We start from the raw sequence: 24056 nt of genomic DNA, 5'->3' as shown, positions 1-24056 counted from the left end.
ACCCGCGAGAACAATTTTTGGTTAGATGGCACAACAACCAACAATCTCCTACAAAGTGCTAATATTTGTGAAAAATTACTACAACAAGCAGGATAAGCAGGAGACAGCCTTGCACAAACCCGACACGCGCACGGTTTCGAACCGGATCGCGCAGCAATGCGCGCGCGCCATGCAGGCCGATGGCCACGACCCCGCCGAGTTTTTTCAGCGCACGGGCATCACGCCGGCGCAGCTGGACGAACCGGGCGGCCGCATCAACGCCGAGCGGCACCGCCGCATGACGGCCTACGCGCAGCAGCTGCCGCAGCACCGCGGCTTGCTCGACCTCGACGTGACGCACTGGTTCGCGCATTACTCGGGCATCGCCCACGTCTGCTTCAACCGCCCCACCCTGCGCAGCGCGCTGCACGAGCTGCTGCACTTGCGGGGCCTGATCGGCGAATTCGATTTCATGCTGATGAGCGAAAATGGCACGCGCATCGAGATCGAATACCTGTCCGAGTTCTGCCCGTCGGGCGGCGCCATGCAGGCGCTGGCCAATTTCCGCATGCTGTCGCTGGTGGCGCGCGCCTACGACGATGGCGCGCCCACCGCCTTCCGTGCCGGATTCCAGGGCAAGGCGCCATGGTTCGCGCCGGCCATTTCCGAGTGCTTCGGCGCCGCCGCAACCTTTGGCCAGGCGCGCAATACATTGACGTTCGACGCACCGGCGCTGGACCGGCCCTTCGCCCAGTTCAACGCCATGCTGGCGCCGCACGCGCTGCGGCACGCGCAGGGGCAATTGCAGCAGTTGCAGGGGGCGCAGCTGTTTTCGGCCCGCGTGGAGCAAGCCATCATCGATCTGCTGGGCCAGCAAGGCGCGGGCGACGCCGATAGCGCCTCGCTGCTACCGGCCCTGTGCGACGGCCTGGCGATGAACCGCTGGACCCTGCAGCGCCAGTTGCAGCAGGAGCAGACCTCGTTCCGCGCACTGGAACTGCGCGCCAAGAGCCGCGAATCGCGCCGTTTGCTGCGCGAAACAAGCCTGAGCGTGGCGGAAATCGGCGACCGCCTGGGCTTTTCCTCGCAAAGCGCGTTCACCCGCTTCTTCAAGAACCAGTTCGAACTGCCGCCAGCGCGCTACCGGCAGGATGCCACAGGCGCCTAGACAAAGACACAAGCAACCGGCAAACCAAGAAACGGCCCAAGTCAAGGAGACAGGCTCCCCGGGCCAAGCGAGCCTGAAAAATGTCGAGGGCAAGGCGCAGCGACGCAGACAGTACGCAAGTACGGCAAGGAAGCTGCAACGCCGCCATCGGCATTTTCTCAGGCCCGCGTCTCCGGCCCGCCGTTTTCAATCTCCGCCGCCCTTGCCTGCGGCCGTATCCGGAACCAGATCGCATACATGGCGGGCAAGAACACCAAAGTCAGCACCGTGCCGGCAAACGTGCCGCCGATCAGGGTATAGGCCAAGGTCCCCCAGAATACCGAATGGGTCAGCGGGATAAACGCCAGGATGGCCGCCAGCGCCGTGAGGATCACGGGACGCGCGCGCTGCACGGTCGCTTCGACCACGGCGTCGAACGGCGCCAGTCCGGCCGCCTCGTTCTGGTGGATCTGGCCGATCAGGATCAGGGTATTGCGCATCAAAATGCCCGACAGCGCGATCAGGCCGACCAGCGCATTGATGCCGAACGGCTGCTGGAACAGCAGCAAGGTAGGCACCACGCCGATCAGGCCCAATGGGCTGGTCAGGAATACCATCACCATCGCCGAGATCGAACGCACCTGCAGGATGATCATCAGCAAGGTCAACGCCAGCATGATGGGGAACAGCGGCAGCATGGCTTGCGTGGCCTTGGCCGATTCCTCGATGGAGCCGGCCTGCTCGATGCGGTAGCCGGCCGGCAGCTTGTCGATGACCGTTCGCAGCTGCGCCGTGATGGCGCCCGAGACGTCGGGCGGCTGCATGCCGTCGGCGATGTCGCCGCGTACGGTAATCGTCGGCTGGCGGTCGCGCCGGCGCATCACCGGTTCCTCCGAGCGCACCTCGACGCTGCCCACCTGCGACAGCGCGATGCGTTCGCCATTCGCGCCAGCCAGGGTCAGGTCGGCGATGCGCGCCGGGTCCAACCGCACGTCGCCGGCCGCGCGCGCCACCACCTGCACCGTGCGGATATCTTCGCGCACGGCCGTGACGGGCACGCCGCTGAGCAGGAACTGCAGCTGCTGCGCCACCGCGGCCGACGTCAAGCCCATCGCCTGCAAGCGCTCCTGCTGCAGGCTGAAATGCAGGGTCGGCGTACGCGTGCCCCAGTCCGTGTTCACGGTACGCATCAAGGGGCTGGCCTGCATCACGGCTTGCACCTGGCCGGCGACGCCGCGCAACACCTCGGGATCGGGGCCGCTGACCCGGTAGGCGACGGGAAACGGCGAATACGGGCCGAACACCAGTTGCGTGACGCGCACCCTGGCCTCGGGCGCCAGCCCGGCGGCCACCGCCACACGCAAACGCTGCTTCAGGGCGTCGCGCGCCTGCTGGCTGTCGGTGCGCACAACGATCTTGGCAAACGACGGATCGGGCAATTCCGGCCCCATCGCCAGGTAAAAGCGCGGCGCGCCCTGGCCGACATAGGCCGTGACGATCTTCGCCTCGGGTTGGCGCGCCAGCCACGCTTCCACCTTGGCCGCCGTGCCGCTGGTCTGCCCGATCGCGCTGCCGTAGGGCAGCTGCACTTCGATCAGCACTTCAGGGCGGTCCGATATCGGGAAAAACTGCTTCTTGACGATGGCCATGCCCAGCACGGCCAGCACGAACAGGCCGATCACGGTGCAGAACACCAGCCATTTGCGGGCGATCACGCGCCCCAGCAGCCGGCGAAAACGGTGGTAGCGCGGCGTGTCGTACAGCGCATCATGGCCGCCGGCGACGTGTTTGAGTTCAGGCAGCAGCTTCACGCCCAGGTAGGGAGTGAACACCACCGCCACCACCCACGAGGCGATCAGGGCGATGCCGACGATCCAGAACATATTGCTCGTGTATTCGCCGGCGCTCGAACGCGCAAAGCCGTTCGGCATGAAGCCCACGGCCGTGACCAGGGTGCCGGCCAGCATCGGCGCGGCCGTGTGGCTCCAGGCATAAGCGGAGGCGGCGATGCGGCTGTAGCCCTCTTCCATCTTCACCACCATCATTTCGATGGCGATGATCGCGTCATCCACGAGCAGGCCCAGGCCCAGGATCAATGAACCCAAGGTGATGCGGTCGAAGTTCTTGCCAGTGGCCGCCATCACGATGAACACCACGGCTAACGTCAATGGGACGGCGGCGGCCACCACGATGCCGACCCGCCAGCCCATGCTGATAAAGCACACCAGCATCACCACCAGCAGCGCGGCGAGGAACTTGAGCATGAATTCGTCGACGGCCGCGCCGATATTGACGGCCTGGTCGGTGACCTTGGCCAGGCTCATACCCAGCGGCATGGCGGCGCCGATGGCCGTCACCTCCCCGTCCAGCGCCTTGCCCAGGTCCAGTCCGTTCCAGCCGTCGCGCATGACCACGCCCAAGAGCAGCGCCGGTTCGCCGCCATTGCGCACCATGAAACTGGCCGGATCTTCCTGGCCGCGGCGCACGGTGGCGATATCGGACAGGGCCAGGGTCCGCCCCTGCGCCGCCACCGGCGTATCGCGGATCTTTTGCAGCGCGTCGAGCGCGCCGTCGAGGCGGATGAATACCTGCGGCCCGCGCGTTTCCACCGAGCCTGCCGGGCTCAAGGCATTCTGGCCGTTCAGCGCGGCAAACACGTCCTGCGCCCGAACGCCCAGGGTGGCCAGGCGCTCCTGCGAAAACTCCACGTAGATGCGTTCGGCCTGCTCGCCGATGATATTGACCTTTTTCACGCCCGGCACGTGCAGCAGCCGCTGGCGCAGGGTTTCCGCCTCGCGCACCAGCAGGCGCTGCGGCTCGCCCTTGGCTTTCAGCGCATACAGGGCAAAGGTGACGTCGGCGTATTCGTCATTGATCATGGGGCCGATCACGCCGGCCGGCAAATTGGCCGCCTCGTCGCCGACCTTCTTGCGCGCCTGGTAAAACTCGGCCTGCACCTGGTCGGGCGGCGTGCCGTCGAGCAGGGTCAGTGTGGTGAAGGCCAGGCCAGGCGTGGTATAGGTCTCGGCCCGTTCGTACCAGCGCAGCTCCTGCAGGCGCTTTTCGATCTTCTCGGCCACCTGGTCCTGCATTTCTCTAGCGCTGGCGCCTGGCCAGGCGGTGACGATGGTCATCACCTTGACCGTGAACGCCGGGTCTTCCGCGCGCCCCAGCTTGAAGAACGACAGCAGACCAGCCAGCGAAATGAGACAGATCAGGAACAGGGTGACGGATCGCTCGCGCACGGCCAGCGCGGACAGGTTGAAGCCGGCCGCGCTCATGGACGCGCTCCCGCGGCGGCGGCCACTGGCGCCTGTTCGACCCTGACCTGCTCGCCCTGGCGCAGCAGATGGGCGCCCAGCGCGACGATGCGTTCGCCCGCCTTCAGGCCATTCACGTCGGCGCCATCCTCGTGCAGCCGCAGCAACCTGACGGGCCGCCAACTGACCTGCGACGGCGCGCCGCCGATCACCCACACGCCCTGCCCCTTGCCCGCGTCATGCAGGGCCGCCAGCGGTACTTGCACGCTGGTGGCGCCAGCTTGCGCGCCGGGCAGGCGCAAGGTGACGGTGGCGCCCAACGGCGCGCTTGACAGCGCCGCGTCGAGCACATAGCGCGCCTCGAAGGTGCGCGTTTGCCGGTCCGCCGTCTGCGACAGCTGGCGCAAGGTGGCCGGCACGCCGGCACCCGGCCTGCCGAACAGGGTAGCCTGGCCCGTGGAGCCGAGCGCGGGACGCAAGGTTTCAGGCAGCTGGATCGCCGCTTCGCGCCGGCCGTCATGGGCCAGGCGCACCACCACCTGCCCGGCCGCGACCACCTGGCCCGGTTCGGCCAGGGTATCCATCACGACGCCGTCGGCGTCGGCCAGCAGCACCGCGTACTGCAGCGCATTGCGCGCCACCCCGGCCTGGGCTTCGGACGCCTTGAGCTGGGCGGCGGCCGCGTCAGCCGCCGCCTTTACCTGGTCGTAGCTGGATGCCGAGATGGCGCCCGTGCCGCGCAAGTCGCGGTAGCGCGCTTCTTCATCCGCCGCCTGGCGCGCGCGGGCGCGGTCGGCGACGACTGTTTCGTGGCGCGCCTGCGCCAGCAGTTGCAAGTCGTCGGCGTCGAGGCGCATCAATGGCTGGCCACGGCGCACGGCCTGGCCAGCGTCGACCAGCCGTTCGCGCACCTTGCCGGCCACGCGAAAACCGAGATCGCTCTGCACGCGCGGCGCGACCACGCCCGTGAAGCTGCGCGTGCCCGCTTCGGCGCCCTGCACCGTGACGGCACGCACCAGCGGCGTGGCCGTGCGCGGATCGGCCTGCGCCTTGTCGGCGCAGGCGCTCAACACCAGGGGTAAAGTGGAAATGACAACAGATGAAGCGAGGCGGCGCCAGCGCATAGGAATTCCATGAATGAGTGATCAGAGCCCTCATTCTGGTACTAGTGACCAATTAAGTCAATCGTCACTTATCATTGAAGCGGCTATGGCGACAAACTGCGCAACACCAGACTGGACAGCTGCACCACGGCCGTTTCGCTGCTGTCGACGCTGTGTTGCAGCAGCAAGGGATTGACGTAGGGGCGCATCACCAGGTAGATGGCGCTGGCCGTTTCGTCGAGCGGCGTCTTGCGTTCGAAGTCGCCCGTCTTGCGCCCCTGCTGCAAGATATCCTGCAGCAAGGCGCCCATCGCCAGCTCGTAGGCCTGCACGGCCGGCCAGCGTTCGGTGGCGGCCGAAGCGGCGATGTCGTACAGCTTGCGGTCCTGGAAAAACAGCCGCAAGCTGGCCTCGACGCTGGCCCTGAACATGCGCCGCAGCTGCTCTGGCGGCCGCCCGGCCGCCGCGACAGCCGCCTTCACCTCGGTCTCGATCTGGTGCAGGCAGTTGCCGCAGATATGCTCGCCGATCGCTTGCTTCGATTCGAAGAATTTGTAGATATAGGCCTTGGAAAAGCCGATTGCCCTGGCCAGGTCGGAGACGGTCGTCTTTTCATAGCCGTAGCGGCTGAAGTAATCGGTGGCGGCGGCAACGATCTGGTCGCGCACGTCGTGGCCGGCGGGGCCGCGTGCTGGGCTGGGTGTGTCGGGTGTGGTGGAATTCATGGCGACAGCTTAACGCGCCGCGCCGGAATGCACAATAAGTGACCAAACTGTATTATAGTCACACATTATTCTCTTTTGAACTGGAAGACCACCATGCCACTGCCACGCCTGCGCCTCCCCTTTCTGCTGATCGCTGCCGGCCTGGCCGCCACCGGTTGCACCGTCGGCAACGATTACCACCGGCCCGAGCTGCCGCAAGCGGCGCAATACCTGCACCAGGCGGCGCTCGGCGCGCGCCAGGACGCTGACTCTGCCGAACTGCGGCAGTGGTGGACGGCCTTCGGCGACCCGCGCCTGACCCGCCTGGTGACGGTGGCGCTGGCGCAAAACCTCGACCTGGCGCAAGCGCAGGCCAGGGTCAGCCAGGCGCGCGCGGCCATCGGTGCGGCCGACGCCGCGCTGCTGCCGTCGGCCAGCCTTGGCGGCCAGGCGGCGCGCGCCTACCAGTCCGTGCAAACTCCGCTGGGCCAGGTATTGAACGCCACGCCAGGCTATGAGCGCGCAGGCAACGCGCGCGAATTGAACCTGCAGGCATCGTGGGAACTCGACCTGTTCGGCGGCCTGCGCCGCGAACGCGAAGCGGCGCGCGCCGATTACGCAGCGAGCGAAGCGGGATGGGCCGCCACGCGGCTGGCCGTGGCCGCGCAAACGGCCGACCTGTACCTGACGATCCAGGGGCTGCAGGCGCGGCTCGACCTGGCGCGCCGGCAGGTCGGCACGGACGCGGCGCTGCTGGAACTGGCCACGCTGTTATATGACAAGGGATTGGCGAACGAGCCGGCGCTGCGGCAGGCCGAAGCGTCGCTGGCGCAGGCGCGCGCCGTCGTGCCCGGCCTGGACACGGCACGCGAAGTCGCGCTGCATGCGCTCGACGTGATGCTGGGCGCGGCGCCAGGCACCTATGGCGATGACATGGCAGCCGCCGGCGCGATGGCGCGCGCGCCGCGCATCACGGCCGGCGGCTCGCCGGGCGAACTGCTGCGGCGCCGGCCCGACCTGATCGCCGCCGAACGGCGCCTGGCCGCCGCCAGCGCGCGCACCGGCGCGGCCGTCGCCGAGTATTACCCGAAACTGAGCCTGGGCGCGCTGTTTGGCAGCGCCACGGCCGGCGGCGCCCTGTTCGGCAGCGGCTCCGGCCAAGCCGCCGGCATGCTGGGCCTGCGCTGGCGCCTGTTCGATTTCGGCCGCATCGACGCGCAGATCGAAGCTTCCCGTGGCCAGGAAGCCGAACTGCTGGCGGCCTACCGGCTCGCGGCGCTGCACGCCGCCGAAGACGTGGAAAACGCCGGCTCGGCCCTGCTGCGCCACGAAGAACAGGCCGCATTGCTGGCGCAAGGCGTGCATGCGCTCGAGCGCGCCCGCGCCGCCGCGCTGGCCGCCTACGAGAAAGGTGTGGTCAGCCGCCTTGACGTGCTGCAGGCCGACTCCCGGCTGCTGCGCGCAGCGGACGCGCGCGAACAGGCGCAAACGGCATCGGCACGCGCTGCCGTCGCCACCTACCGGGCGCTGGGCGGAGGTTGGCAGGCGCCGCAGGCGGGGACGGAGGCGGTGGCAGCCCGGTAAATGCGGATGGCAGCCATTGTTCCACCGCTGCCTGGCGCGGGCGGTGGAACAGAATTGCCTTTTGAGTAAGTTTTACGCATACTCGTACGCCCTACCTTTTCATTGCCTTTGAACATGACCATCAGCCTGCGCCCCGTCACGGCCGACAATTTCGACATCATCAGCGAACTGCCCCTGCTGCCCCAGCAGCGCGACTATCTGGCCAGCAACGACTATTCGATCGCGCAGGCCAGCTTTTACCCCGCCACCACGCATACGCGCGCCGTGTATTGCGCCGAGGAGGTGATCGGTTTCCTGATGTTCGTCTCGCCTGACGACGACGATCCGCCCGGCCACTATCAGATCTGGCGCTTCATGGTCGACCACCGGCGCCAGGGACAAGGCCATGGGAGGGCTGCGCTCGCCCTGGCGCTGGCGGAAATCCGCGCCCGACCGGATGCGCGCAGCATCGAGATTTGCTACAAGCCGGGCAATGCCAACGCTCAAAAATTCTATGCCAGCATGGGCTTCGTGGAAAAAGGCATGGATGCCGATGGCAACGACATGCTGGCAGTCATCGAACTGGCTTAACTGTCCTGCGCTGCGTTCGCATCGACCCTGGCATCGAACGCCAGCCGCGCCGCATCGATGGCGTCGCGGTGGCCATGCGCCCAGGCGCCCAGCGCGCTGATGGGGACTAATAGCGAGCGGCCCAGGTCCGTCAGGGCGTAATCGACGCGCGGCGGCACGGTGGGAAACACGGTGCGCGTCACGAGGCCATCGCGCTCGAGCCCGCGCAAGGTCAACGTCAGCATGCGCTGCGAAATGCCGCCGATCAGGCGGCGCATCTCGTTGAAGCGCTTGGTGCCATTGCCCAGCAAGATCACCACCATCACGCTCCATTTGTCGCCCACGCGCGTGAGGATGTCCGTGATCGGGCGGCAGGAAGCGGCCACGCCCGCATGGCCGCCCTCGTCACGCATGCGCCGTTCCAGCTCCGCCCCTTGCGCGGCGGCGTCGCCAATAGTCACATCCGTGTGCCCCAGTGTGGAAAAAGTGCCTTCTTGTGCGTTCATTTGATAGTCACTATATTTACCTCGGTTACAAAAACATACCACCCGATCATACCACCCAAGAAGGCCCATATGAACATCCTGCATATCGATTCGAGTATCCTCGGCGAGCATTCCATCAGCCGCAAATTGTCCGCCGCCATCGCCGCCCGCCTGCAAGCGGCCGCGCCTGGCGCCACCGTCCACTACCGCGACCTGGCTGCGCAACCGTTGCCGCAATTTACGGCCGCGCCCAGCGACGCCGACGGCGCGGCGCTGGCCGGCGCGCTCGAGCAAGTGCTGGCCGCCGACGTCATCGTCATCGGCGCGCCCATGTACAACTTCGCCATCCCCAGCCAGCTCAAGTCGTGGCTCGACGCGCTGGCCGTGCCAGGCAAGACCTTCCAGTATGGTGCCAACGGTCCCGAAGGTTTGCTGGGCAGCAAGCGCGTGATCATCGCCTCGACGCGCGGCGGCTACTACGGCGCCGACACGCCGATGGCCAGCCTCGAACACCTGGAAAGCCATCTGCGCGCCTTCCTCGGTTTCCTCGGCATCACGCAGATCGAGATCGTGCGCGCCGAAGGCGTCAAGGTCAGCGATGCGGCCAGGGCGCAGGCATTGACGGGCGCTTTCGAGCAGATCGGCGCGCTGCAAGCGGCCTGATGAGTGCCAACTGCGCCGCACGCCGTTGCGGCGCAGCCCCATGGTAACCGGCCGGCAAGGAAGCGCCAGATACGCTAAGCTGCCGGACCCCCAACCACAAGGACCACCATGACCCTGATCATCGTCGCCACCATCGATGCCCAAGCCCAACATATCGACGCCGTGCGCGCCGCCCTGGAAGCCGTCGTACCGCCGAGCCGCGCGGAAAGCGCCTGCCTGCGCTACGAACTGCATCTCGACAACAAGATTCCCACGCGCTTCATCATGCTGGAAGAATGGGCCGACAAGGCAGGCCACACGGCGCATGAAGCGACGCCGCACTTCAAGACGCTGGTCGCCGCCGTGGGCGACAAGGTCGTCAAGATCGACATCGCGGAATTGAGCAAGCTGAAGTAAGGCCGGCGCGCCGCGCTAGCGCGTGGCCGTATTAGAAAGTTGCCATCTATAATATGGCAACTTTTCTTTATGGCCATCATGACTCCATTTTCCTGCATACGCGGCGCCGCAGCGGCTGCCGCCTTGACCCTCTGCATCAGCGCTTCGGCGCAAGCTCCCCTTCCTTTGACCAAGCTGGTGGGCGAATACAATCTTGCCTCGTCGGCAACCGTGCCGGCCAGCACCTGGGGCTATTCCAAGGGACGCATTTTGGTCAAGCAACTCGATGAGCGGCATCTGATGATCGTCCTGTCCTGCGAGTGGAAACGCGAACCGAAGGCCGTCTGCGGCGATTATTTCTATGCCCAGCAACGCGACGACGGCCTGTATCTGCAGGACATGAACACCTTCGCCATGCGCCTGTACTTCGATCCCGCCTCGCGCAAACTCACCATCATTTCGCGCGGCGCCGACGCGAAACAGAGCGTGCGGCATGACGTATTCGCCGCCACCACCGCGCCGCTCACGGACCCCGCCCTCGTGCGGCGCATGAAGCGCGAACTGTCGAATGCCGACAGCAAGGAAAACCGGCGCGTGTTCGGCCCTTACACCAAGTGGGACTACCAGGAAAACCGCATCGAATTCCAGCGCCAGGATTTGACGGCGCCGTGATGGCGCGCCTGGGCGGGCTTGAGACGCGATACGGTCTGGCCCGCAATGGGCCTGGTCGGCCGACGATGGACCTAGCGTTTTTCAATTCCGATCATTTTTGGCGGCGATGGATCTTTTCTGCGCTCGCATACCAATACGCGCAATGCGACAGCTAGCGACACGCCATTTGTGTGCAAGTATTTTGCCGCCACAGCGGTGCCAAGCATTTCTTGGAAGATAATCGCCACATCTATTTTTTGTGCGGTCAATGCGTCGATCCGCCTGGGATGATCAAGCTCCAACTGCACGAGGCCACCGATGTAATTTTTATTTACCATGTAAATTCATGTCAAGTATGGAACAGGCACCGTAACCTCCCGCTTCGGGACTACCGTAGTTCGGCAGCCCCCCTCATTGATCTTTTTCCAGTATCTTGCGTATCTCTGCCCTTACTCTGTGAATACGGCTTCGCACTGTTCCCATCGGGCATCCCATCCTTACTGCAATCTCGTCATAGCGCAGACCCTCATCCTCGCGCAACAATAATGCCTTTTTCAAGGGAGGCGGAAAATTGGCGATTAATCGAATAATTTCCATCCCTGTTTCCATTGCACTGCATATCTCTTCCGGATTATCTTCATCAACCAAGTCCAATGCATCAACGACATTATCTTCGCCATCAATCAAATCAACCGAACTTAAATTAACTTCCCCACCACCAAAATAATGAGACCTTATACTGCGCATGGCCATTGAATATAACTTCGGATAAAACATCGAATGCCCACAACCTCTTTTAAACCATAGAAAGATATTGAGAAATATAAGCTGAACCATGTCATCAATATCTTCCTCGCGAGGAATGGACTGACTTACCAAATCTCTTATGCGGATACGATATCTGATATACAGCGCATGAAATGCCGATGCAGTATTCACACAATTAATTTCTAATGAGAAATTTTCATTTCCATCGGACATGCATCACTCACTGTAGCCAAAGTTGATCTCATATCCTAGCAGCAAGAATATATCCTCAAGCTAACACCCAAAAGAACATTGATTTATATCAATACATGCAATACAAGATATTTAATATTATAAAAAAATAAATCTATATTCCATCAAGAAATAATTAACCAGGAAATGTTTTTTATGCACGAAAAAATAACACTGTTCCAGACTTAATTAAATCTATTGAGGTAATTAATGTTTCCTTATAGAAATTTTCTATTGATAGCTTATTGACGTGTTCGCCTTCGTGCGCAAGGATAAATGTTTATGTAGTAATATTAAAAAAAATATTCAAAGCATTTTGGGTGAGCATTCCTGATGAGTAAAAAAACAAGCACTTCATACGTCATCGAGTTTACGCAGCGAACGACGCGGGTATTGAGGTCGCTCAATGTGGAGTCTGGACGAATGAAGATTGACATCAAAGATACGGCGATGCCGTTCGACACCCGAATAGTCGATGCCTGGATCAGCATCGAAGACGGCATCCTGTGGCTGGAGCATGAAACGGGAGATGAGCATACGGTGAGAATCAGGCTTGCCACGGTGCTGCGCTGGTCGCGTCAACCCAAATGGTAGCCAGGCTGCCGGCGCCACGCGGCAGTTTTTGCCACCTTCTCTGCTACAGTTTCTTCATGCCACCCTGCTGAAAGCGGGGTCGGGCGCAATACCCTCCGAGCAGGTCGCGGGCTATATTGCCTGGCGTTACAGGGAATCGAGCCTGGCCAGCATCGTGGCAGCCTGCTGCCGGAAAGCCGCGATTGTCGCCTCGTCCATTTTCTCCAGCTGGCGATACGCCATGCCTATGCGGGGATTGCGCTCCAATGTGTCCGCGTTGCGATGGAAAAAATCCCAGTACAGGGCATTGAAGGGACAGGCGCGCTCGCCGATGCGCGCCTTTTTATCGTAATGGCAGCCTTTGCAATAATCACCCATGCGGTCGATATACGCGGCGCTGGAGACATACGGCTTGGTGGCCAGCAGCCCGCCATCGGCGAACTGGCTCATGCCGGCGGTGTTGGGCAGTTCCACCCATTCGAAGGCATCGATATAAATGCCCAGGTACCAGCCATGCACCTTGGCCGGATCGAGGCCGGCCAGCAGCGAGAAATTGCCGATCACCATCAGGCGCTGGATGTGATGCGCATGCGCCTGTTCCAGCGACTGGGTAATCGCCCGCGACAGGCAATGCATCTTCGTCTTGCCATCCCAGAACCATGACGGCAGCGGGCGCGCATGGCCAAAGAAATTCTTTTCGGCATACCCAGGCATCTGGGCCCAATACACACCGCGCACATATTCGCGCCAACCCAGGATCTGGCGTATAAAGCCCTCGACCGCAGCCAAGGGGGCATGGCCGGCGTGATAAGCCGCTTGCGCCCTGGCGACGACTTCGCGCGGATTAAGCATTTTCACGTTCAGCGCGAACGACAGCAGCGAATGAAACAAGCGCCACGCCTTGACGCTCATCGCATCCTGGAAGTCGCCAAAATGCGGCAAGGCCCGCTCGATGAAGGCATCGAGCTGCTGCAGCGCCTCATCCCGGTTCAGCGCCCACGCCAGCCGGTCCGCACGCGGCGCGCCGAAGCTTTTCACGCCGGCCGCGACGATGCTTTCCCATAGCCGAGAATGGTCATGCACGCTGCGCGGGTCTGGCGGCTCGGCGGGCGTGCCGCGCCAGGGCTTGCGGTTATCGTGATCGAAGTTCCACTGCCCGCCGACGGGTTTTTTCGCGTCCTCCATCAGCACCTGATGCGCGCTGCGCATCTGGCGGTAGAAGAACTCCATCAGCCATTGCTTGCGTCCGGCGAAAATATCGGCTGCCTCGTGGCGGGCCGTATAGAAATGGTCGCTGTCGACCATCCGCCATGGAATGCGCGAGCGGCGCCCGGCCTGGTACAACTGCTGGTCGAGGCGCCACTCGTCTGGCGCCTGGTATTCGAAGGCGCAAGCGTCATAGCGAAGAATCAGCGCTTCGATATTCTCCGGTATCGAGCGCGTGCTTTCCACGTCGCCGATGGCGATGTAATGCACGGTGTGGCCGCGCGCTCGCAACTGGCGCGCCAGTTCGCGCATGGCAGCGAAGATCGCCAGGATTTTCTGCGCATGGTGCAGCACATAATCGGTTTCCTGCCGCACCTCCATCAAGACATAGATGGTAGCGTCATCGACTTCGGTGAACCAGCGGTGCTGGGCATTGAGCTGGTCACCGAGTATCAGGCGCAGCGTGGGCATCGGTGAGGTCATGATTAATCTGTACGATGGTTGAATTCACCGCGGCGGCGGCGCTTATCCCTGCGGTGCCGGCACCGGTTGCGGTACGGGAGCGGGCGCAGGAGCAGGCTCCGGCACCGCCTTGCCATGCGATTCCTGCCCGCCATCGCCTTCGGCCGGCATGGCCAGCGGCGCCGGCGGCGCGCCCTCTTGCAGCAAATCTCCGGGCTCTTCCACCGGTTCATCCTGCGGTTCCTCGACCGGCTCCACGTGGCGCAGCGGCGGTGGCGGCTTGCCGCCGGGGAAGATCGCGTCGCGCGACAGTTTTCCCGTGTCCAGCGCCGTCTTGAAGAAGTCGCCCACCACCAGCACGGCGTTGTGGCCGCCCTGGCCCCAGTAGTTGCTGCGCATGGTGACCCTGGCGTCGTTGAATCCGACCCAGGCGCCGCCCACCAGTTCCGGGTGCATCAGAATGAACCAGCCGTCCGCATTGTTTTGCGTCGTGCCGCTCTTGCCGGCCACGTCGGAGCGGATGCCGAAACGGCTGCGGATGGCCGTGCCCGTGCCGCGGTCGATCACGCCGCGCATCATGTCCGTCAGGGTGGCCGCCGATTCGGCCTGCATGGCGCGCTTGGGCTTGTCTTCGCCGAAACGGGCGATGACCTTGCCTTCGCGGTCCGTGATATGCGTGACAACAAACGGCAGGCGCGCGTCGCCCTGGGCCGCGATGCTGGCGTAGGCGTTGACCATTTCCAGCAAGGTGACGGGACTGGTGCCCAGCGCCAGGGACGGTACTTTTTCCAGCTTGCTGTCGCGGATACCGAGCGAGCGCGCCAGCTTGATGATCGGCGGCAAGCCGACGTCCTGCATCACTTGCGCCGTGATCGTGTTTTTCGAGTAGACGAGGCCGTCGCGCATGGTCATGTCGCGCCCCGTCGTGCCGCTCATGTCCGTCGGGCGCCATTTCGTGCCGTCGGCCGCCTTGATATCCATCACGGCATCGCGGTACACGTGTTCAGGACTCAAGCCTTTTTCCAGCGCCGCGCCGTACACGATGGGTTTGAAGGTGGAACCGGGCTGGCGCGCCGCCTGCGATACGTGGTCGAACTGTTCGCGCGCAAAGTCGCGGCTGCCCACCCAGGCGCGCACGGCGCCCGTGGCCGGGTCCATGGCCGTAAAGCCCGCTTCCAGGCGCGTCTTCGACTTGCGCAGGGCTGCCATGAAGGCGCGGTCGCCCTTGAGTCTTTCCAGCGCTTCATCCGGCGTGCCGCCGGCGGCCGTCAGCTTGCGGTAGTCGGCCGATTCGCGCACGAAGCTGTCGAGCAAGCCAGGATGCGATTTCCAGAAATAATCAAACGCCACGCTGCCGCCCTGCATGCCCGCGTACATGCCCGTCGAGGTGGACGACGGCACGCCGGCGCGGCTCCATTCCACGTCGGCGATCGCCTGCAAGGCATTTGCCTGACGCTCGACGGCGCGCTCCGCCGCCTGCTGCAAGTCGTAATCGAGCGTGGTGTGCACCACCAGGGCATCGAGTTCCAGGTTGTAATCGTTTTCGTCAGCCCACTCGATCAGCCACTTGCGCACGTAGGCCGTGAAATGGCTGTCCGATTGCGCCCGCTCGCTCTGGCGCTCGAAATGCAGGCGCAGCGGCCGTTTCACCAGCTGCTTGTAGCGCGCCTCGTCGATGACGTCGTGCTTGCGCATCTGCCCCAGCACCACGTTGCGGCGCTGCAGCGAGCGTTCTGGATTGCCGACGGGATTGTAGTAATTCGTGCCCTTGAGCATGCCGACCAGGGTGGCGCTTTCGAGGATATCGAGGCGCGACGCGGGCTTGTCGAAATAGGTGCGGGCCGCCATCTCGATGCCGTAGGTGTTGTACAGGAAGGGGACGGTGTTCAGGTACGCTTCGAGGATTTCCGTCTTGCTGTAGGTCGCCTCGATTTTCAGGGCAGTGATCAGCTCCTTCAGCTTGCGGTTCAGGTTGCGCGAGCGGCCGATTTCCTCGGGGAACATATTGCGCGCGAGCTGCTGCGTGATGGTGGAACCGCCCTGCGGGTTGCCGCTCGCCGTGTGCAGGATGGCGCCCGCCGTGCGCGTGAAATCGACGCCGTGGTGGTCGTAGAAACGGTGGTCTTCCGTCGAGATCAAGGCGCTGATCACGTTCGGCGAAATCTGTTTTAACGTGACCCGTTCCTGCAAGCCCTGGTCGAAGCGGGCCAGTTCCTTGCCGTCGGCGCTGACCATGGTGCTCGGCGCGGCCGCGCGCGCCTGGCGCAAGTCGTGGATGCTCGGCGTCAGGGGGATCAGCAGCAGCATGTACAAGGTCAGCAGCGCCAGCACGGCCAGGAAAGACCAGAGCCCCAGCACCAGCGCGCGCCGCACTGGCGGCAAGGTCATCAAGTGCGCGTGACCACGCCGGTACAGGGCCACCGCCCTCATCCACGCCGCGCTTCCCACCCGCAATGCCTGCGCGCGCGTCCATATCCATGCCTGCCTTGCTTTTTCCTGAAACTGCTCCATGCCTGATGCCATGCCTGTAACCTTGTCTGATGCCGGAAAATCCGTTTCAGCAAGTATATAGGGCGGGCAACAAAGCGGGCCGGAATTTACGCCAGGCAAGCATCGAGGCGCACCACAGTGACGCCGACATACGCGCCCACGCAGCGCGCATCATGCGTCGTAAACGGGTTTTCCAGTTGCAGCAGGCCGCAATCGCAGATGACGGGGTCGACCTGGGTCACGACGCCCAGCGCCAGGTAGCGCCAGCCGTCAAGCCGCCGCAGGCCCTGCTCCCGGCCAGGGTTGGCACGGAAGATGGCGTCCCAGTCGTCAAGCTCGCCGGGCATGGGCCACAGTTCGAGCTGGACTTGCGTGCCGGCGGCCATCTGCGCGCCGCCAAACTCGTCCATCACGTGCAGGCGTTGGCCGCCCACTTCGATGACGGCTTCCAGATACTCGCCTTCGGAAGCGATGAAGGTGGCGGCAACGATGCTGGCCGTCACTTCTGCGCCTGCTCCAGCAGGGCCGGCAATTCTTTCAGCATCGCTTCGCGCGTGCGCAGGCCTGCCGACTGCTGGCCCTTCTGCTCGTCCTGCACCAGGCGCGCGAACACGATGCTGCGTTCGCCCTTGCTGGCCCAGCCCACGAACCAGCCGTAGCCATGCGCTTCGTCGAAGCTGCCGTCGGCCTTGCGCGGGAAGGCAGCGCCCGTCTTGCCATGCACTTGCCAGCCGTCCACGTCGGCCAGGCGCGTCAGGCGCCGCGTCTGCTCCATCGCCTGTTTGGACACGGGCAATTGATCGTTGACCAGCTTGCGCAGGAAGCCCAGCTGCTCGAGCGGCGAAATCTTCAGCGAGGAGCTGATCCACGAGCGTTCCAGGCTATTGTCCTTGCCCTTGTCGCCCGACACGTCCGCATTGCCATAGCGCAAAGCCTTCGCGTATTTCTGGAAGCGCTCGGCGCCCAGCGCCTGCGTGATCTGCTGCGAATACCAGACGACGGAATACTGCATCCAGCGCGACGGGTCCGTATCCTGGCGCCAGGCCTCGCCGCCCCAGTCCACATAGCCCTGGCGATATGGCAGGCTGGGCTTGTGCTCGTCCTTGAGGAAGCCGGCGTCATAGCCCATCAGGCTGAGCGCGATCTTGAACGTGGATGCGGGCGTGACTCTGTCGAGACAATTACCCTCTTGCAGCAAGACCGTGCCTGTTTTGGCGTCGGCCATGGCCGTGCAGATGGTGGCGGCCTGGGCTTGCGAGGCGGCCAGGACGGCGCCTGTCAGGCCGAGGATGAACTGGAAGAATGCGCGATATTTCATGGGCCTCCGGGGTTGGGGGAGTAGAGGTTGGGGGAGTAGGCGAAATTGTACCGGGCGGCGCGGCGCGATGCCAGCGCGGATAACATTGCCTTGACGCTAGCGCCCTGCCGGTGCGCCCGGCTGGTGTTCCCGCTTCAGCCGTTCCTCTTCCAGTTCGTCCATACCCAGCTTTTCCTCGTCGATCAGCGCATGGTCCCGCCGTTCGCGTTCAAGTTCCGCTTCCAGGCTGTCGTCGTCGACTTCCCGCTCGATTTTCTCCGGCATGCTGTCTTCCTCCACGGTGCTTGAGTAAAAGGTTCAGGCAAGCTTGCCCGCCTGCGCCACGGCATCGTGCGGATGCAGGCTCTCCATATGCCGTACGGTAACACGCGCCTGCGCACAGTATGGCGCCAGCGCCGCCTGCACGCGGCGGGCCGCGTCTTCCACATACATCAGATTAGCACCATTCAAGCGCCCGAACGCCTGCTCGTCCGCCCTTCTCACGGCAGTCTGCAGCGGCGTCGCCAGCGCCGCTTCCACCAGGTCGATCAAGGGAAACAGGTCCAGTTCCGCCTGCTCCGTCAACGGCACGGTGACCGTCGCCGTGCTGCGCTGGCTGTGCGGCGTGGCCAGGCTAGCGTGTTCCCGCAGCCAGGTGCTCGCGGCCGCGCCGTCGATGCCGCCCGCGCCAAACCGCGCCGCAAACGCATCGGCCAGCAGTTGGCGCGCCAGCGCCGCCGAGCATGGACAGGTCGACGAATAGCCGACCTCCACCGTCAGGGACAGGGCAAAGCCCTGCGGAGAAACACTGGCCTGCAGGCGCACGGGATACGATTTCCAGCCCGACAGTCCCGCCGTCAGCAACGCCGGCTGGCGCCGCAGCACGGGAAACGCCAGCGCCAGGCGCGCCTGCGTGCTGCCGCAATCGGCGTGGCTGTCCACCATGCGCCGCAACACGGCGGCCAGCGCGCCCGCATCGAGCGGCTGCGCGGCGGCAAACGCATCGAGCAGCAGATACAGGCGCGACATGTGGATGCCCTTGACTGTCGGATCGGGCAAATCGACTTGCACATCGGCCCAGGCATGCACTTGCTGCGCCTGCCCGCCCTCTTCCAGCCACAGCGGCAAGGCGATGCCCTGCATGCCGACCCACTCGAGCGGCAAGGGGCTGCCCAAGTGGGGGCCGGCCGCCACGTCGGGCAGAGGCGAGGAAATCGATTCGCGCTTCATGGTGATGGCTCCATATGCAAACAAGTTGCATATCATGGAGAAAAGCCGCCATATTTGCAAGTATCTTGCATTAAAACGTGAGCATGATTTTTCTTGACTATCTAACACATGTCAGATAATGTTGACACATGACAGATATCAACACACCACTGACGGGCGAGCGCTTGCTGCTCATGCTGGCGGCGCTCGACAACCCGCACCGGCTGCGCATCATCGCGGCGCTGGCCAGCGGCGGGCGCAATTACATCAGCCAGCTGGCGCGCGACCTGGGCATCAGCCGGCCCCTGCTGCATTTGCACCTGCAAAAGCTGGAACACGCGGGACTGGTCACCAGCCAGCTGGAGCTGTCGCATGACGGCAAGGCACTCAATTACTTCGAGGCCAGCCCTTTTGAATTGCGGCTGACGCCGGCCAGCATCGCCACGGCGGCATCTTCGCTCACCCCCAACCCGGATCAATCCTGAACTGTAGAGGCCATCATGTCTGAAAATATCTTTTTTGCCGCCTTCTTCTTTCCCTGCACGGCCGCCGTCATCATCTTCGCCCTCAAATACACGTCCGGCATCGTGCAAGCGCGCGCCAGGCTGGCGCAGGACGGCGCCTACCAGGAGCTGGCCAAGTCGATGGCCGCCGCACAGGTGGAAACGGCAGCGTCGCTGGCCGCCTTGAGCGCATCCGTGGCGCAGATCCAGGCGCGCTTGGGCAGCCTGGAAACCATCCTCAAGGAAGTCGAATAAAGCCCTTCATCGCCCCCCATGACCAGGAGACCGCACCATGAATACCGTATCGACCGCCCGTCTGTATGCGCTGCGCGCCATGTATCTGCTGGTCGTCCTGGGCCTCGGCAGCGTGCTGTGGCCCGGCATCGTCACGCCGCACGCGCCGTGGGAACTGATGCGCGGCACCGTGAACTGCATGCTGGCCGCGTTTTCATTGCTGTGTTTGCTGGGTTTGCGCTATCCGCTGCAGATGCTGCCCGTGTTGCTGTGGGAAGCGCTGTGGAAGACCCTGTGGCTGCTGCTCGTGCCGCTGCCGCAATGGCTGCACGGCGGGGTAGATCCCGCCACCATGCAATATGTGTTTGAAATATCGTTCGTCGTGCTCGTCTACCTGGCCATTCCGTGGCGCTACGTGCATGCCCAGTACGTACGCAAGCCAGGTACGCCATGGCGCCAGCTCAGGCAGCCTTGCGAAACGTCAAATTGATGCGCTGCGCGCCCAGCACCGCGTGTTCGCCCTCCTTCAGCGGCGCCACGCCGTGGAAGCGCAGGCGGTCGGCGCCGCCCCACACCACGACGTCGCCATGCAGCAGGCCGATGCGCGCCGCCTTGTCGGCCCGCTCTGCGCCGCCGAACAGGAAGGTGGCGGGCAAGCCCAGCGAGACGGAAACGATGGGCGCGTTGAAATCGCATTCGTCGCGATCCTGGTGCAGGGCCATGCGCGCACCGGGCGCATAGCGGTTGACCAGGCAGGCATCGGGAACGAAGCCCTGATAACCGGCGGCCAGCGCCGCCTCTTGCGCCAGGCGCAGGAATACGGGCGGCATGGGCGGCCAAGGCAAACCACTGGCCGGATCGAGGCGCGCATAGCGGTAGCCGCGTCCATCCGTGACCCAGCCCAGTGGGCCGCAATTGCTCATGGCGACCGACATGCGCAAGCCGCCCGGCGTGGCCATGTGGCGCAGGGGCGCGGCCAGCACGATGGCGTCCAGCGCCGGCAGCACTTCACCCAGGTAAGGCAGCGCGAAGCCGCGCAGCAGAATGGACGCGGACGAGCCCGGCACCAGCGGCACGGGGCCGGCCGGGATTTGCTCTTCATCGGCGAACAGGGACAGGTTCATGCCGCCTATTTTAGCCGCGCCACACAAAAAGCGCGCGCGGCTGTCCCGTGGTGCGCTACAGTAGCGCTTCCAGCCACTACCGCCCTCTTTCACGATGGATCATTACGCCGATTTGCTGCAAACCCTGGCGCAACAGGAAGAATCCCTGCAATTCGAACGCTTCGACAACGATGCCGCGCTGGCCGTGGGCCTGTGGATCGTCGAAGAAGTGCGCAAGCGGGGCAAAGCCGTCACCGTCAACATCACGCGCAATGGCCAAGTGCTGTTCCACCACGCCATGACGGGCGCCACGGCCGACCAGGCGGACTGGATACGCCGCAAGAACAACACGGTACAGCGCTTTTGCCGCAGCTCCTACTACATGGGTATCTCTTATAAAAGCCGGGGCAGCACCTTTGAAGACGTGAAATACCTCGACGACATCGAGTACGCGGGCCACGGCGGCGCTTTCCCCCTGCTGATACGCGGCGTGGGACTGGTGGGCACGGTGACCGTGTCCGGCCTGGCGCAGGCCGACGACCATGCGCTCGTGGTGGCCGCGCTGCAGGCGCAGCTGGAACGCTAGGTTTCCAGCGCCCGGCGCAAGGCCGCGCGCGCCAGCAACCTTGTGGAATCGAGGGTCGGCAGCGGCGAATTGGCGTCGCTGATGATCAGCGGGATTTCCGTGCAGCCGAGGATGACGGCGTCGCAGCCCTGCTCCCGCAAGCCGCCGATGATGGCCTGGAAGCGCGCCACGCTGCCCGGATTGACCACGCCCGGCACCAGTTCTTCCATGATGATACGGTTGATCTCGCTGCGTTCGTCCTCGCCGGGCCGCACGCAAGCGATGCCGCGCGCGCCCAGCTTGTCCGGATACACGGCGCTGTCGACCAGCCAGCGCGTGCCCGTCAAGCCCACTTTCTGGAAACCACGCGCGGCCGCTTCGCTAGCCACCACGTCCGCGATATGCAGCCACGGCAGCGGCGAACGGGGCGCCATCAGCTCGAACGCCTGGTGGATGGTGTTGTCGGGGCAGATCAGGAACTCCGCGCCGGCCGCGTGCAGCTTGCGCGCCGACGCCAGCATCAGCTCGGCCACGCCGGCCAGGTCGCCCCCGTTCAGGCACTCCACGTAGCGCGCCAGCGGCGGCGTATGCATCGATACTTCCGGGTGTTCATACGCGCCCAGCGCATGCGCGCCCTCTTCGCAGATCGTGCGGTAGCACAGGGCCGCGCCTTCGGCCGAACAGCCGACGATGCCGATATGTTTTGTCATGCTCTTCCTCCTCCTTAAATGCGCTGGCCGCCGTCGATGGGAATTTCCGCGCCCGTGATGTACGAGGCGCGCTCGCTGCACAGGAACTCCACCAAATCCGCCACTTCGGCAGTCGTGCCCAGGCGGCGCAACGGGATTTGCGTGTCGACGATGTGCGAGGTGCCCGGCGACAGGATGGCCGTGTCGATCTCTCCCGGCGCGATGGCGTTCACGCGTACGTTCAGCGGCGCCATGTCGTTGGCCATTTCGCGCGTCAGCGATGCCAGCGCCGCCTTCGAACTGGCGTAGGCGGAACCGGCAAACGGGTGCACGCGGTAGCCGGCGATCGAACACAGGTTCACGACGGAGCCATGCGCGTTCGACAATTCCTGCGCAAAGCCGCGCGTCAGGGCCAGCGGCGCAAAGAAATTCGTGTTGTACATTTCCTGCCACGTCTGCATGTCGGTGGTCAGCGAATTGACGCGCGAGCCGCCCGGCCCCTTCGGCGAGACGCCCGCATTGTTTACCAGCGCGTGCAATTTGGAGTCGCCCAGCATGGGGCGCAGGGTATCGACCATCTGCCCGATCTGGCTCAGGTCCGACAAATCCATGCAGACATGCGTGTTGTGCTCCTGGCTGCGCGGGCAGCCGCCGGGAATCGGGCTGCGCGAGACGGTGATGACCCGCCAGCCCAGGCTGCGGAAGCGCTCGGCCACCGCATGGCCGATGCCGCGGCTGGCACCCGTGACGATGGCGGTTTTCTGTTCAATTTTCTGTTCAGTCTTGTGCTTCATGTTCTTCCTCGTCCTTTTCTTTCTGTGTTGCCCCGGCGTGCATGCGCTCCTGCCGCATCACATACGCAAGCATCTGCGTCCCGCCGTCGAGAATGTCCTGTTCGATCGCGCGCCGCGCGGCCGCGCCGTCGCGCTGGCGCAGCGCGCTGATGATGGCGTGGTGGTGGCCCACCCGCATGTCGGGCGAAAAGCTCGCGTAGCCGGCGGCGATCAGCGGCGCCGTCTGCATCCACAGATGGTCGACGAAGCGTTTCAATGTCGGCATGCCGGCCGCCTGCGCCAGGCCCAGGTGAAACGCCTGGTTGCATTGCAGGGCCGCCGGCAAGTCGTGGCGCGCGATGGCCTCTTCGTTCGCCTGCAGCAGGCGCTCGAGGTCGGCCAGGGTGGCGTCGTCGATGCGTTGCGCCGCCTCGAACGCGCCCAAGCCTTCCAGTTCCAGGCGCAGCGCGCGGATTTCCAGGTAGCGCGCCACGCTCAGCACGGGCACGCGGAAGTCGCGCGGTGAGCGCAGCACCAGCGCCTCTTCCTGCACCAGTTGCAGCATGGCGTCGCGCACGGGCGTCACGCTCGTGCCCAGCTGCAGCGCCAGTTCGCGGATGCGCAGCCGGTCGTTGGGCTGGAAGCGCCCGGCCGCCAGCGCATCGCGCAGCGTCGCATACACGGACTTGCCCAGATTGACGTGCACCAGGCTGTCCAGGGGATGGTTCATAGTGGTTTTCAGATTCAAAAAATTATGATGCATCATACATCAGGGGATAAAACAGCGCTTTTCCATGCGTGCGCCGCAGACAGGACGCAGCGCAAGCACGTACAATCAGCCGCCACCGTATCGAAAGGAACGCACTTGAACTGGGATTATCCGCACGCCCACACCCTGCCCGTCACGCCGGAACCGGACGACATCGACGGCTTGCAGCACACGAACAACGCCGTCTATGTGCGCTGGTGCGAGCATATCGCCTGGCATCATTCGGCCACCTTGGGGCTGGACCTCGACGATTACCGGCGCCTGGACCGGGCCATGGCGATACGCCGCGGCGAATACGACTACCTGCTGCCGACGCGGGCCGGCGAAGCGCTGACCCTGGCCACCTGGCTGTGCGCCAGCGATGGCCGTTCCAGCATGGAGCGGCGCTTCCAGCTCGTGCGCGACAGCGACGGCGCCACCGTCGTGCGCGGACGCTGGGACTTGATCTGCATCGAACTGAGCAGCGGCCGCGCGCGCCGCCTGCCGCCCGAGTTCCTGGCCGTGTACGAACCGGCCATCGTCGCGGCCGGCGCGTAAAAGCAGACGCCTGGGCGGCCGTTTTGCGCACCGTTCGGCGAAGATGCGGGGCTTTTCTTGCGCCTCCGCAGTGCAACATGCATTTCGCTCCTGCTTTGCCCGTCCATGCTTTAGAATCAGCGACCTCAGCCCCGTAAAAACAGGATA

28 protein-coding genes are annotated in these 24056 nt (G+C 64.0%); 12 read left to right on the top strand and 16 right to left on the bottom strand.

The features are described from left to right. The first annotated feature begins 109 nt into the window (after positions 1-109). Positions 110-1147, top strand: a complete 1038-nt coding sequence (locus tag SKZ59_RS08945; RefSeq protein ID WP_319991444.1) for a helix-turn-helix transcriptional regulator — start codon at positions 110-112, stop codon at positions 1145-1147. Between the two features lie 158 nt (positions 1148-1305). Here SKZ59_RS08945 and SKZ59_RS08940 read toward each other — a convergent pair whose 3' ends face one another. The 3 genes from SKZ59_RS08940 to SKZ59_RS08930 form a co-directional block, all read right to left on the bottom strand. Further along, positions 1306-4407, bottom strand: a complete 3102-nt coding sequence (locus SKZ59_RS08940; protein ID WP_319991443.1) for an efflux RND transporter permease subunit — start codon at positions 4405-4407, stop codon at positions 1306-1308. Next, positions 4404-5510 (bottom strand): efflux RND transporter periplasmic adaptor subunit, encoded by a 1107-nt coding sequence (locus SKZ59_RS08935; protein WP_319991442.1) that lies wholly within the window; start codon positions 5508-5510, stop codon positions 4404-4406. The genes SKZ59_RS08940 and SKZ59_RS08935 overlap by 4 nt, the downstream gene beginning before the upstream one ends. An 83-nt stretch (positions 5511-5593) precedes the next feature. Then, positions 5594-6214, bottom strand: a complete 621-nt coding sequence (locus tag SKZ59_RS08930) for a TetR/AcrR family transcriptional regulator (RefSeq protein WP_046682893.1) — start codon at positions 6212-6214, stop codon at positions 5594-5596. A gap of 93 nt (positions 6215-6307) precedes the next feature. On the opposite strand from SKZ59_RS08930, the gene SKZ59_RS08925 reads away from it, so the two are divergent. Further along, complete coding sequence (locus SKZ59_RS08925) at positions 6308-7777, top strand: efflux transporter outer membrane subunit (RefSeq protein WP_319991441.1); 1470 nt, start codon at positions 6308-6310, stop codon at positions 7775-7777. Between the two features lie 114 nt (positions 7778-7891). Beyond that, complete coding sequence (locus SKZ59_RS08920; RefSeq protein ID WP_319991440.1) at positions 7892-8347, top strand: GNAT family N-acetyltransferase; 456 nt, start codon at positions 7892-7894, stop codon at positions 8345-8347. Here the strand turns inward: SKZ59_RS08920 and SKZ59_RS08915 are convergent. Further along, positions 8344-8739, bottom strand: coding sequence for a winged helix-turn-helix transcriptional regulator (locus SKZ59_RS08915; protein ID WP_034755682.1), 396 nt, complete (start codon positions 8737-8739; stop codon positions 8344-8346). The two genes, SKZ59_RS08920 and SKZ59_RS08915, sit on opposite strands and share 4 nt — an antisense overlap. 162 nt (positions 8740-8901) lie before the next feature. Here SKZ59_RS08915 and SKZ59_RS08910 point away from each other — a divergent pair, with 162 nt between their 5' ends. From SKZ59_RS08910 to SKZ59_RS08900, 3 genes are all read left to right on the top strand, one after another. Then, positions 8902-9474, top strand: a complete 573-nt coding sequence (locus SKZ59_RS08910) for an FMN-dependent NADH-azoreductase (protein WP_319991439.1) — start codon at positions 8902-8904, stop codon at positions 9472-9474. Positions 9475-9582: 108 nt separating this feature from the next. Beyond that, complete coding sequence (locus tag SKZ59_RS08905) at positions 9583-9870, top strand: putative quinol monooxygenase (RefSeq protein WP_034755675.1); 288 nt, start codon at positions 9583-9585, stop codon at positions 9868-9870. 78 nt (positions 9871-9948) lie between these two features. Further along, positions 9949-10521 (top strand): hypothetical protein, encoded by a 573-nt coding sequence (locus tag SKZ59_RS08900; RefSeq protein WP_070302807.1) that lies wholly within the window; start codon positions 9949-9951, stop codon positions 10519-10521. 71 nt (positions 10522-10592) lie between these two features. Here the strand turns inward: SKZ59_RS08900 and SKZ59_RS08895 are convergent, their stop codons facing one another. Then, positions 10593-10838 (bottom strand): hypothetical protein, encoded by a 246-nt coding sequence (locus SKZ59_RS08895; protein WP_070302697.1) that lies wholly within the window; start codon positions 10836-10838, stop codon positions 10593-10595. Between the two features lie 73 nt (positions 10839-10911). Continuing rightward, positions 10912-11481 (bottom strand): sigma-70 family RNA polymerase sigma factor, encoded by a 570-nt coding sequence (locus tag SKZ59_RS08890; protein WP_319991438.1) that lies wholly within the window; start codon positions 11479-11481, stop codon positions 10912-10914. Positions 11482-11922: 441 nt separating this feature from the next. Between SKZ59_RS08890 and SKZ59_RS08885 the strand changes: the two genes are divergently transcribed. Next, positions 11923-12093, top strand: coding sequence for a hypothetical protein (locus tag SKZ59_RS08885; RefSeq protein ID WP_181878101.1), 171 nt, complete (start codon positions 11923-11925; stop codon positions 12091-12093). 126 nt (positions 12094-12219) lie between these two features. Here SKZ59_RS08885 and SKZ59_RS08880 read toward each other — a convergent pair whose 3' ends face one another. From SKZ59_RS08880 to folE2, 6 genes are all read right to left on the bottom strand, one after another. Next, on the bottom strand, positions 12220-13761 hold the full coding sequence (locus SKZ59_RS08880; protein WP_319991437.1) for a cryptochrome/photolyase family protein: 1542 nt from the start codon (positions 13759-13761) through the stop codon (positions 12220-12222). A 42-nt stretch (positions 13762-13803) separates the two neighbouring features. Next, complete coding sequence (locus SKZ59_RS08875) at positions 13804-16263, bottom strand: penicillin-binding protein 1A (RefSeq protein ID WP_319991436.1); 2460 nt, start codon at positions 16261-16263, stop codon at positions 13804-13806. 74 nt (positions 16264-16337) lie between these two features. Continuing rightward, positions 16338-16733 (bottom strand): hypothetical protein, encoded by a 396-nt coding sequence (locus SKZ59_RS08870; RefSeq protein WP_319991435.1) that lies wholly within the window; start codon positions 16731-16733, stop codon positions 16338-16340. Further along, on the bottom strand, positions 16730-17548 hold the full coding sequence (blaOXA, locus tag SKZ59_RS08865; RefSeq protein WP_319991434.1) for a class D beta-lactamase: 819 nt from the start codon (positions 17546-17548) through the stop codon (positions 16730-16732). The genes SKZ59_RS08870 and blaOXA overlap by 4 nt, the downstream gene beginning before the upstream one ends. Positions 17549-17644: 96 nt before the next feature. Beyond that, complete coding sequence (locus SKZ59_RS08860) at positions 17645-17812, bottom strand: hypothetical protein (RefSeq protein WP_319991433.1); 168 nt, start codon at positions 17810-17812, stop codon at positions 17645-17647. 33 nt (positions 17813-17845) lie between these two features. Beyond that, on the bottom strand, positions 17846-18757 hold the full coding sequence (gene folE2, locus SKZ59_RS08855; protein ID WP_319991432.1) for a GTP cyclohydrolase FolE2: 912 nt from the start codon (positions 18755-18757) through the stop codon (positions 17846-17848). Between the two features lie 128 nt (positions 18758-18885). On the opposite strand from folE2, the gene SKZ59_RS08850 reads away from it, so the two are divergent. From SKZ59_RS08850 to SKZ59_RS08840, 3 genes are read left to right on the top strand one after another with little or no spacing between them, the layout of a single operon-like run. After that, positions 18886-19221, top strand: a complete 336-nt coding sequence (locus SKZ59_RS08850) for a winged helix-turn-helix domain-containing protein (RefSeq protein WP_314607600.1) — start codon at positions 18886-18888, stop codon at positions 19219-19221. A 15-nt stretch (positions 19222-19236) separates the two neighbouring features. After that, positions 19237-19494, top strand: a complete 258-nt coding sequence (locus SKZ59_RS08845; protein WP_046682902.1) for a hypothetical protein — start codon at positions 19237-19239, stop codon at positions 19492-19494. Between the two features lie 37 nt (positions 19495-19531). Further along, on the top strand, positions 19532-19963 hold the full coding sequence (locus SKZ59_RS08840) for a hypothetical protein (protein ID WP_034755659.1): 432 nt from the start codon (positions 19532-19534) through the stop codon (positions 19961-19963). Here SKZ59_RS08840 and alkB read toward each other — a convergent pair. After that, complete coding sequence (gene alkB / locus SKZ59_RS08835) at positions 19935-20597, bottom strand: DNA oxidative demethylase AlkB (protein WP_319991431.1); 663 nt, start codon at positions 20595-20597, stop codon at positions 19935-19937. The two genes, SKZ59_RS08840 and alkB, sit on opposite strands and share 29 nt — an antisense overlap. Before the next feature lie 94 nt (positions 20598-20691). Here alkB and SKZ59_RS08830 point away from each other — a divergent pair, with 94 nt between their 5' ends. After that, the gene (locus SKZ59_RS08830; RefSeq protein ID WP_046682905.1) at positions 20692-21162 is read left to right on the top strand and encodes a heme-degrading domain-containing protein; all 471 of its coding nucleotides are present in this window, start codon (positions 20692-20694) and stop codon (positions 21160-21162) included. On the opposite strand, the gene SKZ59_RS08825 is transcribed toward SKZ59_RS08830, so the two are convergent. From SKZ59_RS08825 to SKZ59_RS08815, 3 genes are read right to left on the bottom strand one after another with little or no spacing between them, the layout of a single operon-like run. After that, positions 21159-21851 (bottom strand): aspartate/glutamate racemase family protein, encoded by a 693-nt coding sequence (locus SKZ59_RS08825; protein WP_034755651.1) that lies wholly within the window; start codon positions 21849-21851, stop codon positions 21159-21161. The two genes, SKZ59_RS08830 and SKZ59_RS08825, sit on opposite strands and share 4 nt — an antisense overlap. 14 nt (positions 21852-21865) lie before the next feature. Continuing rightward, entirely contained in the window at positions 21866-22624 is a 759-nt protein-coding gene (locus SKZ59_RS08820; protein WP_034755644.1) for an SDR family NAD(P)-dependent oxidoreductase, read from the bottom strand. Then, positions 22608-23333 (bottom strand): GntR family transcriptional regulator, encoded by a 726-nt coding sequence (locus tag SKZ59_RS08815; protein WP_070302809.1) that lies wholly within the window; start codon positions 23331-23333, stop codon positions 22608-22610. Before SKZ59_RS08815 ends, SKZ59_RS08820 begins: the two co-directional genes overlap by 17 nt. A gap of 135 nt (positions 23334-23468) precedes the next feature. Here SKZ59_RS08815 and SKZ59_RS08810 point away from each other — a divergent pair, with 135 nt between their 5' ends. Next, complete coding sequence (locus SKZ59_RS08810) at positions 23469-23909, top strand: thioesterase family protein (protein WP_319991430.1); 441 nt, start codon at positions 23469-23471, stop codon at positions 23907-23909. Positions 23910-24056: the final 147 nt, after the last annotated feature.

It is taken from the genome of Janthinobacterium sp. GMG2 (assembly GCF_033949445.1).
Classification (GTDB): domain Bacteria; phylum Pseudomonadota; class Gammaproteobacteria; order Burkholderiales; family Burkholderiaceae_D; genus Janthinobacterium; species Janthinobacterium aestuarii.
The sequence above is the reverse complement of the archived record's forward strand: the minus strand, read 5'-3'. Positions and strand labels throughout refer to the sequence as shown.